The organism is Vibrio sp. HS-50-1 (assembly GCF_024747315.1).
Classification (GTDB): domain Bacteria; phylum Pseudomonadota; class Gammaproteobacteria; order Enterobacterales; family Vibrionaceae; genus Vibrio; species Vibrio diabolicus.
Genome location: NZ_JAMPZF010000004.1, coordinates 363,946 through 379,372 on the forward strand (window position 1 = coordinate 363,946; position 15,427 = coordinate 379,372).

At 45.9% G+C, this 15,427-nt stretch carries 13 protein-coding genes; 6 read left to right on the top strand and 7 right to left on the bottom strand.

What is annotated here, in order from left to right:
* Positions 1–45 precede the first annotated feature (45 nt).
* Positions 46–654, bottom strand: a complete 609-nt coding sequence (locus NDJ01_RS04780) for a YitT family protein (RefSeq protein ID WP_006740933.1) — start codon at positions 652–654, stop codon at positions 46–48.
* Between the two features lie 201 nt (positions 655–855).
* Between NDJ01_RS04780 and NDJ01_RS04785 the strand changes: the two genes are divergently transcribed.
* Positions 856–1,251, top strand: coding sequence for a GFA family protein (locus NDJ01_RS04785; protein ID WP_053809316.1), 396 nt, complete (start codon positions 856–858; stop codon positions 1,249–1,251).
* A 37-nt stretch (positions 1,252–1,288) separates the two neighbouring features.
* Here NDJ01_RS04785 and nhaD read toward each other — a convergent pair whose 3' ends face one another.
* Both nhaD and NDJ01_RS04795 read right to left on the bottom strand, forming a co-directional pair.
* Positions 1,289–2,719, bottom strand: a complete 1,431-nt coding sequence (gene nhaD / locus NDJ01_RS04790; RefSeq protein WP_005392020.1) for a sodium:proton antiporter NhaD — start codon at positions 2,717–2,719, stop codon at positions 1,289–1,291.
* A 420-nt stretch (positions 2,720–3,139) separates the two neighbouring features.
* Entirely contained in the window at positions 3,140–4,165 is a 1,026-nt protein-coding gene (locus NDJ01_RS04795) for an acyltransferase (RefSeq protein WP_258586351.1), read from the bottom strand.
* A gap of 251 nt (positions 4,166–4,416) precedes the next feature.
* Here NDJ01_RS04795 and NDJ01_RS04800 point away from each other — a divergent pair, with 251 nt between their 5' ends.
* Both NDJ01_RS04800 and NDJ01_RS04805 read left to right on the top strand, forming a co-directional pair.
* Positions 4,417–5,007, top strand: a complete 591-nt coding sequence (locus NDJ01_RS04800; protein ID WP_005392013.1) for a TetR/AcrR family transcriptional regulator — start codon at positions 4,417–4,419, stop codon at positions 5,005–5,007.
* Positions 5,008–5,137: 130 nt separating this feature from the next.
* Positions 5,138–5,995 carry an alpha/beta fold hydrolase gene (locus NDJ01_RS04805; protein ID WP_258586352.1) on the top strand — a complete coding sequence of 286 codons (858 nt, stop codon included), beginning with the start codon at positions 5,138–5,140 and terminating at the stop codon, positions 5,993–5,995.
* A 174-nt stretch (positions 5,996–6,169) separates the two neighbouring features.
* Here the strand turns inward: NDJ01_RS04805 and NDJ01_RS04810 are convergent, their stop codons facing one another.
* Positions 6,170–8,716, bottom strand: a complete 2,547-nt coding sequence (locus NDJ01_RS04810; RefSeq protein ID WP_161444181.1) for a glycosyl hydrolase family 18 protein — start codon at positions 8,714–8,716, stop codon at positions 6,170–6,172.
* 369 nt (positions 8,717–9,085) lie between these two features.
* Positions 9,086–9,589 carry a DUF2850 domain-containing protein gene (locus NDJ01_RS04815; RefSeq protein WP_258586353.1) on the bottom strand — a complete coding sequence of 168 codons (504 nt, stop codon included), beginning with the start codon at positions 9,587–9,589 and terminating at the stop codon, positions 9,086–9,088.
* Between the two features lie 325 nt (positions 9,590–9,914).
* Here NDJ01_RS04815 and NDJ01_RS04820 point away from each other — a divergent pair, with 325 nt between their 5' ends.
* Positions 9,915–10,199 (top strand): pyrimidine/purine nucleoside phosphorylase, encoded by a 285-nt coding sequence (locus NDJ01_RS04820; protein WP_047009740.1) that lies wholly within the window; start codon positions 9,915–9,917, stop codon positions 10,197–10,199.
* Positions 10,200–10,331: 132 nt separating this feature from the next.
* Complete coding sequence (locus tag NDJ01_RS04825) at positions 10,332–10,613, top strand: hypothetical protein (RefSeq protein WP_005392005.1); 282 nt, start codon at positions 10,332–10,334, stop codon at positions 10,611–10,613.
* A 3-nt stretch (positions 10,614–10,616) separates the two neighbouring features.
* Here the strand turns inward: NDJ01_RS04825 and NDJ01_RS04830 are convergent, their stop codons facing one another.
* A complete protein-coding gene (locus tag NDJ01_RS04830; protein ID WP_104973238.1) occupies positions 10,617–11,765 on the bottom strand; it encodes a GGDEF domain-containing protein in 1,149 nt (382 codons plus the stop codon).
* Between the two features lie 533 nt (positions 11,766–12,298).
* On the opposite strand from NDJ01_RS04830, the gene NDJ01_RS04835 reads away from it, so the two are divergent.
* Positions 12,299–13,639, top strand: coding sequence for an MATE family efflux transporter (locus tag NDJ01_RS04835; RefSeq protein ID WP_258586354.1), 1,341 nt, complete (start codon positions 12,299–12,301; stop codon positions 13,637–13,639).
* 97 nt (positions 13,640–13,736) lie between these two features.
* Here the strand turns inward: NDJ01_RS04835 and NDJ01_RS04840 are convergent, their stop codons facing one another.
* Positions 13,737–15,416: an RluA family pseudouridine synthase gene (locus NDJ01_RS04840; protein ID WP_258586355.1), complete on the bottom strand. Its 1,680-nt coding sequence runs from the start codon at positions 15,414–15,416 to the stop codon at positions 13,737–13,739.
* Positions 15,417–15,427 lie beyond the last annotated feature (11 nt).

A 15,427-nucleotide genomic window follows, 5' to 3' on the forward strand; every position in this document is an offset into this window, starting at 1 on the left:
GCTCGGGGCTCATATTTTGTAAGTTCACTCATTACACGATGTTGATTATGCTATTTGCGCTTTTGCCTGGTATCGTCCTGGTTTATGGTTCATCGCCAAAATCAAGTTTGTCGCCACGGCACCCAAGACGGATAGAGCGATAAGGTGCACATCCACAATGAACAGCGACATCACTACGATGGCACAATCGAGCGCCATCTGAACTTTACCAGCTCGAATCCCAAAACGTTCCTGAAGGTACAACGCTAGAATGTTAAAACCGCCTAAACTCATCTTGTGACGGAAAATCACCAACATACCTATTCCAATTAACCCACCACCTAGAAGTGCTGCATAGAAAGGTTCGATTCGTGAAATTTCAATCACATGGTGCAGATGATCGACCGCAAAAGAAACAATCGAGACCGCAATGAAGGTATTAATGGTGAAGCGCCATCCCATGCGCATTACAGACAAAATATAAAAAGGGAGGTTGAGAGCGAAAAATATCTGACCAAAGCTGAAGTCACTCACTTTGGTAAGGAAGATCGCCAAACCAGCCGTACCGCCGGTGAGCAATCCTACTTTGCTGAAAAATATTACCCCAAGCGACACTAACGCACTGCCGAGCGTCAGAGCCAAGAGGTTCTCTCTTAGGCTATGATCTTTATCCATAAAATTTTTTCCTTGGTTTAAAAACCGCGCCGGAGACAACACGTCCATCCAGCGAGATAAACAGTTGCCAAAACAGCAACTAACAAATCGGCCAATAAAATGTCGCGAAAAGTGATGAATGTCGAGTTTTTGGACAAGATTGTGCTGATGCTAGCCTGTTTAACATAATGTACACAGGTAGAAAAACAACAAGGAAAAGTTATGATTAAGAAAGTCGGCACTACCCAAATCAACGCATTACATCGACTGAGTTGTCACTGCGGAAAAGTTGAGCTGGAACTTGCATTACCTAATGGTATTGAGAAGCCGAGACGATGTGATTGCTCCATGTGTCGACGTCGCGGCGCGATTGTGGCATCTGTGCCTCTGAATGGTATTCGTATCGTGCAAGGCGAAGACGTTTTGAAGCTGTATCAATTTAACACTCGCACAGCGAAGCACTTTTTCTGTGGCGAATGTGGTATTTATACGCACCATCAGCGTCGCTCTGACCCGAGTGAGTACGGCTATAATGTCGGCTGTTTAGAGGGCGTCAACCCATATGAATTGGGAACTATCGAAGTGATGGATGGCGTTAACCATCCATCCGACAGTTAGGTTATATCGCAAGTTAAGCGCCTGACTCACGGTGCTTTTAGGTAAATAAACCGCTATTCATCCACAAGTGTACTGCAATACTGGCGGCATAACCCAAGGCGATGACGGGAGCCCATTTTAGGTGGCCAAAGAAGGTATATTGACCACGCGCGGCTCCCATTAATGCGACACCTGCCGCAGAGCCAATTGAAAGCAAGCTGCCCCCCACACCCGCAGTCAATGTGACAAGTAACCAGTTCCCCATCGACATGCTTGGTTCCATAGTCAGTACAGCAAACATAACCGGAATGTTATCGACGATGGCAGATAGAACACCAACCATCACGTTGGCCCAGACAGGGTTCCATTGGTTGTACATGACGTTTGAAACCAGTTCGAGATAGCCAAGTAAGCTCAAACCGCCGACACACATCACTACGCCGTAGAAGAACAGCAAGGTATCCCATTCTGCGCGAGATACACGGTGGAACACGTCAAACGGAACGACTGAACCTAAGCGTTTTAATGCGTGATCGTCGCCATTGGCAATTGCCATGGCCGCTTTTTTTGCCAAGGAATGTTTGAGTGTTTGGCGTAAGAAGTAGCCGAAAAATTGTAAGTAGGCCAAGCCCATCATCATGCCCATAACGGGTGGGAAGTGCAGCAAAGCGTGGAAAGAGACTGCGGTGGCAATCGTCAGAATGAATAGTGCGACAATGCGTCTCGCGCCGCGTTTCAGTTCTACGTGTTGGTGAATCGTATTCGGTTTGGTGTTTGGAACAAAGAGTGACATCAAAAATGCAGGAACCAAGTAGTTCACCAGTGACGGGACGAATAACGGGATGAATTCAGCAAAGCTGACATGCCCGGCTTGCCACACCATCAGGGTCGTAATGTCACCAAATGGGCTGAATGCACCGCCAGCGTTGGCAGCGATAACAATGTTGATACAAGCAAGATTCACGAATCTAGGATTATCACCAGAGACTTTCATCACTACAGCGCACATCAAGAGGGCTGTGGTTAAGTTATCGGCAATCGGTGAAATAATAAAGGCGAGAAACCCCGTCAGCCAAAACAGCTTTTTGAAGCCAAAGCCTTTGCCGACCATCCACGCCTGTAAGGCATCGAAGAGTTTGCGCTCTTCCATAGCATTGATGTAAGTCATCGCTACTAACAAAAACAGCAGCAGTTCCGCGTATTCCAACAAGTTGTGCTCTAGTGCGGATTTGGCGATTTCTGGCTGGTTGTGTTGAGCAAAGGTGTAGCCAATTAGAATCCAAATTAACCCTGCAGCGAGCAGCACAGGCTTGGATTTTCTCATTTTCAGATACTCTTCCAACATAACCAGTATGTAAGCAATCGAAAAGATAATCAGAGCCGCGTAACCGACACCAGAATTAACAAGGTTCAGTTCATTGGTGGGGGCAGCAAAGGTGGCGCTAGAGAATAACAAACAGCAGAAAGCCACAATTGGATAGATTGGCATAGACATTTCTCCTTTGTCTGGTTGGAGAAATATTAGCCACAAATTAATGAGTTAGTTGTGAGAGAGCTCGAATTAACAGTAGGAGTTAGGAAATGATAGTGTGCGCCACTATTTTCTGAGTGACGCAATGCTTGCTGCGCCAAATAAAACCACAGCGGCATACAAACCGTAAGTTAACCAATGGCTAATCTCTAAAAAAGGAACGAGTCCTTGACCTGCCCACATACAGCCTCCGTTTAATGAGCAATGTTGTAATAGTCGAGCCAATTTAAAGGAAATGAACAATGTTTTTTGTGAGTGACGGCAAATTCTGAAGGATTAGAAAGTCAAAAATTGGTCAGTGAGAGAGAAATCTCATTTTTAACTGGCTAGCTCTAACCCTTTTGAGTTAGAGCTAGCTATATCGAGCGCTGAATGGATTTAGCGCAGCAGCCATTTTCTCAACGGTGAAGCCTCAATTGCTTTCACAAGTATTATGGTTGCGACAATCGTTGCAGGATAAATAAATGCGTCTTTCGCGAGGTGTTGCAACCCGATAAATCCAGCGACATTCATCATAATAATTATCACAAGCAGATGGCTAACATAAATGCCTAACACGCTAGGAGATAGTTTGAATACCCAAGGCATATCGCCAAAATGTGGGTGGACTAAGAGCCACATGAAGACACCCAGGGCCCAGATAACAGTACCAAACAGGAAGTCGTGAGAATTAAAAGCGACCTCGTGTTGCATTAGCCAATAAGCTTCACCAAAATGCAGCGCCATACCAAGAAGAATGCATCGAATCGTATTGTTTCGCGACCATCGCCACTGTTCTTCTCGTGCTAGATAACCCAGTGTTACCAGCAAAGTACTGAAAAACGGCCCATTACGAGTAAAGAAAGGCGCTGGCAGATCGGTAATGGTCGAATAACTGCCAGCAAACACGCCGTATATGTATAGCAATACGGCGGTTGGCAGTACCAATTGAGCCATATTGATATGCACGAGGAAGGCAATTAAGGCAACGGCAATGACCAGAGCTGGAATAAACCACAGGTGAACGAGCCCGCCTTCGACGAGTGAATTGAACGGGGTCGACATTAAGTAGCCCCAGTAGCCCTGCCTTTCGGTGAGATACCCCGCCTCAGCGACAGTTTGCCACTGGAATGGCATCAATAAACTGATCACGCTCCAAATGAGCCAAACCTTCATCAGTGGTTTGGCGTAGTTTTTTAGTGTTTCGATAGGTGCGCGGCTTAGCTTGGGCTGGATAAGATAACCAGAAATGAGAAAAAACAGTGGCACAGCAAAACGAGCCAATTGGTTGAGCATATAGCCAACCCACGGTATTCCATCCCATTGCCAGTATGTCAGGGCCATCTGGCAGTGCAATCCTATAATTGCAAACATCGCAATAATACGCGCAAACTCTAAGCTGGCTATTTTTTGTTTCTTTGCCATTACATTACTTACCTAAATAAAAAAACTTAGGTGAAAGTAGCAGGTTGTGGCTGAATTAATGCGTGAAAAAGTCAACAGACTCGCGCTTACACTGAAGCTGTGTTTAAATTTAAGACTTACTTCAAACTTCTTAATTATTAACCCATTAACCAACTCAATACGTGATTAGCGAGTCGAAAATAGCACTAATGTATGGTTAGACCAGTTAACTCTAGATTGCAAAAAAGAACGATCGTGCTAAAAATAAGATTATGCAAAAAGGAAAAGTGACAAAAGAGTTTATTCTGCAACGGGCTTTTGAGATCGCCAGCGAAGACGGATTAGAAAGTCTTACGATTGGTGAGTTAGCCAAGCAATGCGGTATGTCGAAAAGTGGTCTGTTTGCCCACTTCAATTCGAAGTTGAATTTACAACTATCGGTATTGGAGCACGCCAATAAAGTGTTCGCCGCCCGAGTTATTGAGCCTGTTCGTGAAGCAGGGGATGGCAATATCGAACGTAAAATTCGAGGGTTGCTCGACTCTTGGATGACTTGGAACCACGCATTTCAAGGAAGTTGTATGTTTCTAGACGCTTGGAATGACACGGCAGATAAAGATTGCCCACTTCAGGCCGGACTGCGTAAATCCATAGACACTTGGCTGAGCTATTTGGAGATCCAAATAACGAAAGGCAAAGAGAAGCAAGAATTTGCAGCAGACTTAGATACACGCCAAGCAACGTTTGATTTATACGGTCTTTATTTGAGTGCGCATGTTTTTTACTCAATTAAAGGTGAGGAAGAAAGCTTGCGCCTGTTTTGGCAAGGGATCGACAACTTATTTTCTCGCTGGAAAGGCTGATACCAGTTATTCGCTTTCCAGATTTGTAGACATAAAATCATAAAGAGCGGCTGAGTTCGCTCTTTCTTATCAGTATAAAAAGCACGACCGTTCTATTTTTTGTGCGAAGCTGATAGTTAAGGACATAATCATGAGTGAAAAAATTTACTTTAATACATCGCAACGTTTCAGTATTAAGCGCAGTTTGGTGAACATCAGTACGCGTTTACACCATACGCTGGCCCCTTCCCATGCAAAGAATACCGCGCGTAAGTTGCTCCTGACACCTGCTCGCACAGCACCTAAAAACACCGAACCTCAAGGACTTGCCAAGGGTGAAATTAAAGGGCATGCAGGCATTATCAAAACCTACACTTTGGGCTCTGGACCTATTTGGGTGCTAACTCATGGTTGGTCTGGCACCGCAAGTCAGTTTTATCCGTTGATGGAACATATTGCGTCGAAAGGGTTCACCGCTTTGGCATACGATCATCCAGCACATGGTGAGAGTGAAGGGCAGTATGGGCACATTCCGGGTTTTGTCAAAGGGTTAGAAGATGTGTTAGATACGGTAGACGATATTGTTGGTCTAGTTGGGCACAGCATGGGCACCGCTTCTGCTCTTGAGTGCAGACATAGCAAATTAGAAAACAAGCCTTTACTGCTTATTGCACCGGTATTGAATTACGTAGAGAACCTATTCGGTAGCATTGCGCGTTCAGGTTATTCGATGAAGCTTTTTAATGCCGTAGTTTCTGAAGTTGAAGATCAATTTGGTTACCCATTACAGTCAATTGATCCGCTGAAGCGTTTGGCTGAGCGCTCGTCTCCAGCCATCATTGTTCATGATGAGCAGGATAAGTTCACTAAGTACAGTATCTCTGCACAAGCCGCTGAAGAGATTGAAAATGTTGAGTTAGTGACAACGCAAGGTCAAGGCCATGGCCGAGTGATGAAGTGTGGACAAGTCTTCAGTAGTTTTGACCGTTTACTCGATCGTTCTTGGTAATCTTCATTCTTACTAATCGGCTCGATCCGTTTTGGGCTAATTCGATTTGAAAGCAATACCTCGGACTGTTTTTCGTCAGTGGTATCGCTTTTCTCATTATGAGATAAAAACAAAAAAGGACAGCCGAAGCTGTCCTTTGATCGTTAACTTTACAGAAAGTCTGCAAGGTTGGGCTTAGTTACAGTTAGCTACGCCAACTTCTTTCCAAACGCCCCATTCGCCAGATTGGCTAGGATCGTCACCCTGAGTCCACCATTTCGCTTCCCAAGTTTTACCCGCATGCGTGACTTGGTTGCCGCCTGTGTACACCGCGCTTGCATCCCATGCGTTGTCACAGGTGCCTGGGTTTGGATCGGTGGTATGCTGTGCAACAACCACAGTTGCGCTTGCTGTTGAAGACGCTTTGCCGTCGCTCACACTTACGGTAAAGCTTAGGCTAGTGTCTTGCGGATATTCAGCAGCAGTGAAAGTTACTTTAGAACCTTCAACCGTTGCGTTCAAACCTTGAGGCAGCGTCCAGTTGAAAGTAAGAGTATCGTTGTCTGCATCGCTAGAGGCTGACGCATCTACAACCACAACGTCACCAGCGTTTGCTGTTGCTGGAGCAACAACTTGCGCTACTGGCGCATTGTTCGCTGGGTCAACCACACCTGCTGGCTTCACAGTTACTACAACAAGGTCAGATGCCGTTGCACCTTCGTTGTCAGTCACTGTCAGCTTGAAAGTTAATTGCTCCTCAACAGTAACTTCTGCTGCATCAAAGCTTGCTTTCGCTGTGTCTGCGCCTGCTAGTACCACTGCAGTGCCAGAGACTTGTTCCCACGCGTAACTCGCAATAGTACCGTCAGAGTCTTTCGATAGGCTACCATCTAGAACCACACTTGCTGGGCCAGTTACAGATTGATCTGCGCCAGCAGCTGCGGTTGGTTTACGGTTTGGTTGAGGAACTACACCACCAGCCATACCTTCGTGCATTGCGTTGAGAATGTCGCCGTTATCCGCGTCGATTTCCCAAGAGAATAGACCCGCAAGACCTAGAGACTTCGCGTAGCTACCTTTTGCTAGCACTGAGCGATGGTCATCAAATGTGATCAACTCGCCCGTAGTACGGTTCCACACCCATGGTGCTTCTGCTTGTGCATCATAGCCGTACTCGAAGCCGTTAATGCCAGTGTTGTTTGCACCTAGCATGAATGACTTAATGCCTTTGTAGTCGATTACGCCATCTTCCCAAACACCTTGCGCTGTACTGCCCTTCAGTTTACCTGTAGCAGTACCTGTCATTGGGTCATTTGGATCGGTTAGCGTATCTGGAGTTACGCCTTCCCAGCCACGACCGTACATTGCTGTACCAAGTACTAGCTTGTTCGCAGGAACGCCTTGAGCAAGAAGAAGCTGGATGCCGTTATCTGCTGTGTAAGCAGGACCTTTGTACGGTTCGCCGTTCTCATCAACGCCACTACCGTCACACTGACCAGGGCGCATGAATGAACCACAGTAAAGCGCAGTTTGGTGACCAGGAACGTTGTTCCAACCGCCATAGAAGTCGTAAGTCATCGCGAAGATGTAGTCCATGTATTGAACCGCATCTGCATAGTCTACGTCTTCAATCTTATCGTAACCGACACCGATAGCTGACGTTAGCTCGTAAGTACGGCCTGTCTCAGCTTCTAATTCATCAAGCATTACGCGCAGTTCGCGCATCAGTGCGATGTAAGCTGGGCCATCGTTTACAGGGTCGCCCTTATCCGCGGCTGCACCGCCGCCACCAGGGAATTCCCAGTCGATATCAACACCGTCGTAGAATTTCCAAGTTTTCAGGAACTTCTTAACCGATGCGACGAATGTGTCTCGGTTTTTCTTGTCTACGAAATCGAAGAATGGGTCAGACAGCGTCCAGCCACCGATAGATGGGATGATTTTTAGATCAGGGTTACGTTGTTTCAATGCCATTAGCATTGCGTAGTTACCCTTGATAGGTGTGCTGTATTCATGACCAGCTTGTGGGAAGCTCTTCTGATAAGCGGCCCAAGGGTCGTGGATCACGACTTCGTAGTCAGGCACGCCTGTACAAGCGGTTTGTAGTGCATTGAAGCTGTTGCCGCCAACAGACTTCACAGACTCATTTGGGCCACAAATTGGGATAAAACCGTAAAGGATGTGAGTCAAGTTGTCGACTGGCATGTTATCGACCGTGTAGTCACGACCATAGATGCCCCACTCAACAAAATACGTACCCATCACGACACTTGGATCGGTATTGTACGTTTTGTTGTTTGGATCAACATTCATCGTCAGTGGCTTCAAGTGAGAACCATCGGTATCTGCAATCGTGATTTCAGATGGTGCGCTTTTCGCACAACCTGTCGCATCACACGCCTCGATTTCCATTTGGTATAGGCCGCCCTGACCATATTCAAATGTCGCTGTTGTTTGGCTACCAGTGATTGGGCCGGTTGCTACTTTTGCACCATCAAAATAGACGTTGTAAGTATCACCTGGCGTGCCACTCCACTGGTTAAACTTAACAGTGATCTTCGCTTGCTCATGGTATTTCACCATGTCGTAGTAGCCTGACGTGGTTTCCATCGCGAGTTCAATTTTAGAAAACTGAAGGTTGTTGGAACCGTACATATCGATACTTGGTGCGGTTGGAGCTGCAACTGCAGCACCTGATAGTGCTAAAGCAACGCCAGCTGCACATAGGTTAAATCGAATCATAACTTCTCTCTCAATCCTTGGATTCATGTTCTACCTAGAACATAGGCTGCTCTTGCACCAGATAAGATGATTGGATTTACTCCATGTGCAAAAGCATCACACTCAGCATTTCAGAGAGTTTTTTTTCGTCAAAAAAAATTAAGACGGTTTTCGAGGCACTTGAGAGAACTTAACTAAAACTCGCACTCTGTTACACAGAAAGTGTCAGACTGAGTCAATAATTTATAAAATCTCAGCAGAAACTAAAATTATTGTTTACTCAGTATCGGGTGGGATAAATGCGATGAATACCTTATTTCATTGTTTATTAAGGTTTTGTTTCATCGAAGTAGAAAGAGAATTGAAAGGAGAAATAGCCGTGAAGACGTGCTAGTCACGGCTAAAATGTTCACTTAATGCAGCACGACGTTTTGAAGCCGCTCCGGTTTCTGAGCCTTGAACGGTATGCTCAAATCCCTTACGGATGAATCGTTGGTCTGGAATAAGAGGCTCAATACGGCGAATCTGAGGTGAAAGGTGAGAGCCCGAGATCTGGTACGCGGTTTTTCCTAATCCGGTGTTCAACGTGATGACCTTTCCATCGAATTCAAATTCTGTCGTGATGAGTCGATGGTTTCGATATACCCCATCCTCCGTGAAAGTCAGACGTTCTGTTTGGTAGGGTGGCGCGCCGATCTCAATCCACTCGCCGTAGACTTTTTCCGGGTCAATATGGTCTTGATAGGATAGGTGGATTTGATAGCTGAAAAACGTCAAAAGACCCACCCCAAAAACGGCAAATGTGCTTTTGAGGACTTTGGATTGGTGGCGAGCCCAAAATGAAAGTTTTGGTTCCTGTCTTGTTTTCCGCCTTCGGCGAGTTGAGTCCGTCATTGGTCTACTTTTCTTCCCTTTTTTAATATGGTGGAAACCTTCCTTCTCAAAAACAAACAATCCCGCCATTAAGACTAAGAAATTATGATCTAATGTCCACTTTTACATTCGGATACACTCTTATTGATGGTTTATTGTTTGCTAGCGTTAACTAATTCACCGACTTTATCTCACTAATTACGTCGTCTGGTTAAGCCTAGAAAAAGGTGGCCTCGCTCAGTAGCAAAGGATGTGCTTTATAACGTTGAGCTTAATGGCTTTCAGAGCTTGAGTAACAGGAAGAAACAAGGTAAAAAAGAGCGGACTTTTGATAAGGAAACCAATAATGAGTATTAAGGAAAATAGCTATTTTGCAGGTAGTGTAAAATCACTAGGCTTTAACCAGAATGATCAGGACGTTAGCGTTGGTGTAATGCTTCCTGGTGAATACACGTTCGGCACTCAAGCGCCTGAGCGTATGACGGTTGTAAAAGGTGCGCTTGTGGTCAAGCGTGTCGGCGAAAGTGATTGGACGACTTACCAAAGTGGTGAGTTTTTTGAAGTGGAAGGGAACTCCTCATTTGAGCTTCATGTGAAAGACGCGACCGCGTATTTATGTGAGTACTTCTAAAGCGCACTTTTTGCCTGTGATAAAGCCACCTTCGGGTGGTTTTTTCGGCTATGTGCTTCACTTATAACGCATCTTTTTGGTTATTTGGGTATATACTTAATAAAAATGTACCCATCGACCAGGGAGGAAGTGATGGCAGTACAACGCAAGCATTCTGATCTCCCTCCTCGTTACGAGGACAAAGATCTCACCAATGAGCAAAGACATCGTTTTACCGAGGTCGCCAATGCAGCCCATAAGAGACGTGAATTCTATCGACGTGCCCTAGGGAAAGGCTTAATGGGCAAAGTGAAGGACCGTGCGTTTAAAGGCCAATTCAGTCGCCAGCAAGATAAGCCGAGCAGAGTGCTGCAAGCTGTGTGGCTAATCGTATTTCTGGTGCTGGGGCTATGGGTGATGCATGTATTCGCCTAACCATTAGCAAGCTTCTGATACAGTCGGTGTTTCAGAGGCTGACTTCTCTTCGGTATTGCAGTGCTCGTAATACGCGTATTGGTTTTTCCCTGTGTGTTTAGCCGCATACATTGCTTTATCTGCGCACCGAGTCAATTCAGATAAATCCTTCGCATCTTGTTTGTAGATAGCAGCGCCCACACTCATTGTTAACTCGTTAATCATATCGTAGCTTCGGTAGCCTTTTGGGAATAGATTCACAATACGTTTCAAAATGCTGTCTAGGTCATCTTTACTGTTTATGTCGTACAGCATGAGCACAAACTCGTCGCCCGCAAATCGAGCGATGGAGTAGTCGTGTTTGTCGGTTTTTCTGTCTTTATGGCGAACATTGTTTTTTAATCGAGTTGCAAAGGCTTGAAGCACTTGGTCACCAATATCGTGTCCGTAGGTATCGTTAATGTGTTTGAAGTTATCAATATCTAGGAAGACCAGAGCAGTGATACTGTCATCAGATGAATGGTTGATCTCATCGAGCTTTGCACGTGCCCAAGTTTCAAAGCTCCAGCGGTTGGCAAGCCCTGTGAGTTGGTCAAAATACGCCAACTCTTCAATCCCTTCACGATAAAGTGTTTGAATGTAGTTGAGGACTTTTGTGTAGTAGTACGAGAATGTGTGACACACAAATGCAGTTGCTATCAGGGTCAGCATAAATCGTCGTTCTATGATGTCACTGGCTGTTGGTAGCCGATCTAAAAAAACGACGCCAAAAAAGATCAGTAAGATATAGGTGCCACTAAACAGCAGACCGACTTTAAACTCATTGATCAGCACCAGAGTGGCGACAATAGGGTATAGCCATAGCAGTTTGCCTGAGGGGGCATCGTTATACAGAAGTAGCAATAACCCTTCGAACATCAAAACTGCACTCAGCCATAGGTCGGCATATTGATGATGTCGTTGAACCTTTATCACATAACTGATACCTAAACAGGCTAAGGCACACAGAGCATGGAAAAAGCTTAATCCCCAATTATCCTCAAACAATTGAGCAATGGAGCCATAAGTTAAACATGCCGCGGCGATACTGGAGCATAAAAAGACAATTTTCTTTTTTCTTGTTGAGCGGATATCCGCCATTTCCTCTAAGCGTGCTCCAGCCAATGTCGACATTACGTATCCTTGCTTAATTAACGTGTACGCTTATTCTAGGCGGTATTTTAGCGATGAATAGAACAACAAAGTTTCCAAATGTGATGTCAGTCATTTTTAGTATGGGCCTAGAAGTGTGGTTTGGTGAGAGTGCTCAAAGCACAACAAAGGCTTATAAAGTTTTCCATGGCGGATCTTTATGGTTTCAGATGGTCCGATTAATAATTTCAAGTAATGCATTTCCACCGCCGTATTTGCAGGATCTATCCTGACTCAACTCTGTTGGGACTAGCATGAACTGCGCCTTCTACCTATTGAGGTCATTGTTCGTCAATCGATGATCTCTAAGTTCCGTCAATGAGTTTTTCGTTGTGAAAAAGCATTAGAAATATTTTTCCGAAACAGAGCGAAATATTGTTGTCGTTGTGACCAATATGCGACTAGAATCCGCGCTAAATCACGACCTCATCTCGAGCTTCGTTCTAGTTACTCTTTTTCCAAACTGCCTCACACATTTTGTGAGGCAGTTTATAGTTGTAGGAAAGGTTACAAACATGCCTAAAAGCCAGAACATCAACCAGCGAATGTCCATTGTGGCGTTAGCTTGGCCGATTCTTGTCGAAATTTTGCTACGGACGGCTTTAGGAACCAGTGACGTGTTCATGCTGAGTGGCTACTCGGACAAAGCCGTATCCGCTGTTGGTGTGATCACGCAGATTACCTTTTTCTTAATCATCGTTTCGACGTTTGTCAGCAGCGGAACGGGGATTTTGATTGCCCAATACAATGGCGCAGGGCGCGAGCAAGAGTTTGTGAACGTCGGCGTTGCAAGTATTGCGCTGTCCGTGATTGTCGGTGCGTTCTTGAGTGTGATTGCCGTGCTTGGCGCGATATTCCTGCTCCCGTATTACGGTTTGGAGGCACAAGTCGAGCAATACGCACGTGAATATCTGCTGATCAGCGGTGCGATGACGTTTAACGTTACGATTGGCGTTGTTTTTACGACCATTCTGCGTAGCCATGGCTATTCACGCTCTCCAATGGTGGTGAACTTGATCTCGGGTGTGTTTAACATCATTGGTAACTATATTGCGCTTTACCAGCCATTCGGTTTACCTGTGTATGGTGTGCAGGGTGTAGCAATAGCAACCGTCGTCAGCCAAGTCATCGGTACGTTAATGTTATGGTTTATTCTCGCACGCAGTAGCATTGAACTACCAATGTCGACCATGAAACAAGTACCCGCAGAGATTTATAAAAAAATCTTAAAAATCGGCGGTATGAACGCGGGTGAAGTGCTGTCTTACAACGTGGCGCAAATCTGCATTGTGTACTTTGTGGTGCAAATGGGGACGGCATCGTTGGCAGCTTTCACTTATGCGCAAAACATTGCCCGTTTCTCGTTTGCTTTCGCGTTGGCAATTGGTCAGGCTGCGCAAATTCAGACTGGTTACTACATCGGTAAAGGTTGGGTGAGCAGCATTTTAAAACGCGTACAAATCTACTTCTTAGTGGGGTTTGTGGCATCAACGGCGGCAACCACACTGATTTACCTGTTTAGAGAAGAGATTCTACGTGTGTTTACCGATCAACCGGAAATACTCGCATTGGCAAGCTCGTTAGTCATGGGCTCAATTTTGCTCGAAGCCGGACGTGTGTTTAACCTGATTTTTATCGCGGGGCTCAAAGGCGCGGGTGACATCAAGTTCCCAGTGCAAATGGGGATTTTGAGTATGTGGGGACTAGGCGTGCTTTTCTCTTACATCTTTGGCATCCACATGGGTTATGGCGTTTTAGGGGCTTGGATGGCAATCGCTCTCGATGAATGGGTGCGTGGTATCATCATGGCAAGGCGTTGGCGCTCTCAGGTGTGGACCAAGTTTAAGGTGAGCTAACAGTTTGCTGTATCACGCATCACGCTTATTCTGTTGTTAGAAGCCCCAAAAGGCACTGTTAGTCAGTGCCTTTTTGTTATTTAAAATCTGGAAGACGTTAGAATTCGCACTCAGCTTTGAACACCATGCGCTCTTTGCTGTATGGATGAGCCAGCTCTAGCATCTCAGCATGCAGGTGTAAGCGATTCGCTTTTTCGCCGTATAAACCATCACCAACCATCGGCATATTTAACCCCATGTGATGAGCACTGTGTACACGTAGTTGGTGAGTTCGCCCGGTTTTCGGATACATGTATACCTTGCTGCGTCCATCTTTGACTTCAATCAGTTGCCAGTAGGTTTCTGCATGTTTCCCGTGTTCAAAACACACCAGTTGACGTGGGCGGTCGTCTGGGTCGCCACGCATTGGCAGTGAAATTTCCCCTTCCGGCTCGTTCAATACGCCTTCGAGCAGTGCCATATAACGTTTTTGTACGCCGCGAGCCATAAACTGTTTTTGCAGACTTTTGTTCGCGCGCTTAGTTAAGGCAAACACCAAAATGCCAGAGGTCGCCATGTCGAGGCGATGAATCACAAACGGCCCTTCCACATCAGGGAACATCGCTTGTAGGCGCGTATAAGCAGAGTCCTTGATAGTTTTACCTGGTACTGAAAGTAAGCCCGAGGGCTTGTTGACGACGACCATAGCGTCGTCTTGGTAGATTATCTCTAGCTCTTTGTCTTCTGCCCAATTCTCCGCCAATGGGTTAGGTTCGACATCCAGCCCTTGCATCATATGGCCCAAAATCGGCTGACATTTGCTGTTGCACGATGGGTAGAATTTTTTGTGTTGGCGAACTTCAGACTTTGGCGACACACCCCACCAAAACTCTGCCAGCGCCAGCGGTTTGAATCCGTGTTTAAACGCGTATTGAAGCAGTTTTGGCGCAGCACATTCCCCCGCACCTGCTGGTGGGATTGGGTTTGTGGTGTCCGCAAAAATGTCCACCAAGTCGCGTGCTTCGCCATGGTTGTTTAGGAAGCGGTATTGTTTATGCAATTTGTGCTGCAAAGCGTTGGAGAGCGTTTTGCGCTGCTCTTTAAGGTGAGCAAGTTGCTGCTCTAACTCGGCCAAGCGCGCTTCTTTGATTGCAAGCTTTTCATCCCACGCTTGCTTTAAGTATTTGAGAACGTTTTTCTCGGCGACACTTTGTTTACCCAATTCATCCAATAAGATTTTGAGGTCATCGGCATTGAGTGTTTGCTCGCCCTGTTGACGCTGTCGTTTGCGCGCGGCGCGGCCGTCAATCATCACTTGGCGCTGTGTTTGCTCTTCTTGTTGATAAGCGGCTCGGTCGGCTTGTATTTGCGCTTTAAGATCCGCTAATTCCGGATTCGCGGCACAGGTTTTGTACTCCGCATTGGCGGCGTTGATGGCATCCGTTTCTGCGCGGAAGAAGCCTTCATCGGTCAGCATGTCGTACACAGGAGGGACAAATCCTGGAATCAAGTTTTGGTCAGCAATTTTGCCAGAAAATGCACTTAAAAAGCCGAGCTCGCCTTGAGGGCTTTTTACCAGCAATATGCCAAACATTTTGCCTCGCCCCGTTTCTTCATTAACCAAACCAAAATCGTGTTCGAAGTCGGTTTGCGCTAATAAATGCTGTTGCAATTGCTTTGCGGCTATAACGCAAAGAGGATGCGGCGTGTAGTAGAACGGAAACGTAAACTGCGTTGGTAATTCATAACCAGAAGTATCAGCAGTAAAACGAGTAAAACAATGTTCAGGCGAGTGCATGGTGGGTATCC

What these genes read in the sequence shown, in the direction of transcription:
- NDJ01_RS04780 (WP_006740933.1), bottom strand. Translation starts at nt 654, where the DNA reads ATGGATAAAGATCATAGCCTAAGAGAGAACCTCTTGGCTCTGACGCTC.
- NDJ01_RS04785 (WP_053809316.1), top strand. Translation starts at nt 856, where the DNA reads ATGATTAAGAAAGTCGGCACTACCCAAATCAACGCATTACATCGACTG.
- nhaD (WP_005392020.1), bottom strand. Translation starts at nt 2,719, where the DNA reads ATGCCAATCTATCCAATTGTGGCTTTCTGCTGTTTGTTATTCTCTAGC.
- NDJ01_RS04795 (WP_258586351.1), bottom strand. Translation starts at nt 4,165, where the DNA reads ATGGCAAAGAAACAAAAAATAGCCAGCTTAGAGTTTGCGCGTATTATT.
- NDJ01_RS04800 (WP_005392013.1), top strand. Translation starts at nt 4,417, where the DNA reads ATGCAAAAAGGAAAAGTGACAAAAGAGTTTATTCTGCAACGGGCTTTT.
- NDJ01_RS04805 (WP_258586352.1), top strand. Translation starts at nt 5,138, where the DNA reads ATGAGTGAAAAAATTTACTTTAATACATCGCAACGTTTCAGTATTAAG.
- NDJ01_RS04810 (WP_161444181.1), bottom strand. Translation starts at nt 8,716, where the DNA reads ATGATTCGATTTAACCTATGTGCAGCTGGCGTTGCTTTAGCACTATCA.
- NDJ01_RS04815 (WP_258586353.1), bottom strand. Translation starts at nt 9,589, where the DNA reads ATGACGGACTCAACTCGCCGAAGGCGGAAAACAAGACAGGAACCAAAA.
- NDJ01_RS04820 (WP_047009740.1), top strand. Translation starts at nt 9,915, where the DNA reads ATGAGTATTAAGGAAAATAGCTATTTTGCAGGTAGTGTAAAATCACTA.
- NDJ01_RS04825 (WP_005392005.1), top strand. Translation starts at nt 10,332, where the DNA reads ATGGCAGTACAACGCAAGCATTCTGATCTCCCTCCTCGTTACGAGGAC.
- NDJ01_RS04830 (WP_104973238.1), bottom strand. Translation starts at nt 11,765, where the DNA reads ATGTCGACATTGGCTGGAGCACGCTTAGAGGAAATGGCGGATATCCGC.
- NDJ01_RS04835 (WP_258586354.1), top strand. Translation starts at nt 12,299, where the DNA reads ATGCCTAAAAGCCAGAACATCAACCAGCGAATGTCCATTGTGGCGTTA.
- NDJ01_RS04840 (WP_258586355.1), bottom strand. Translation starts at nt 15,416, where the DNA reads ATGCACTCGCCTGAACATTGTTTTACTCGTTTTACTGCTGATACTTCT.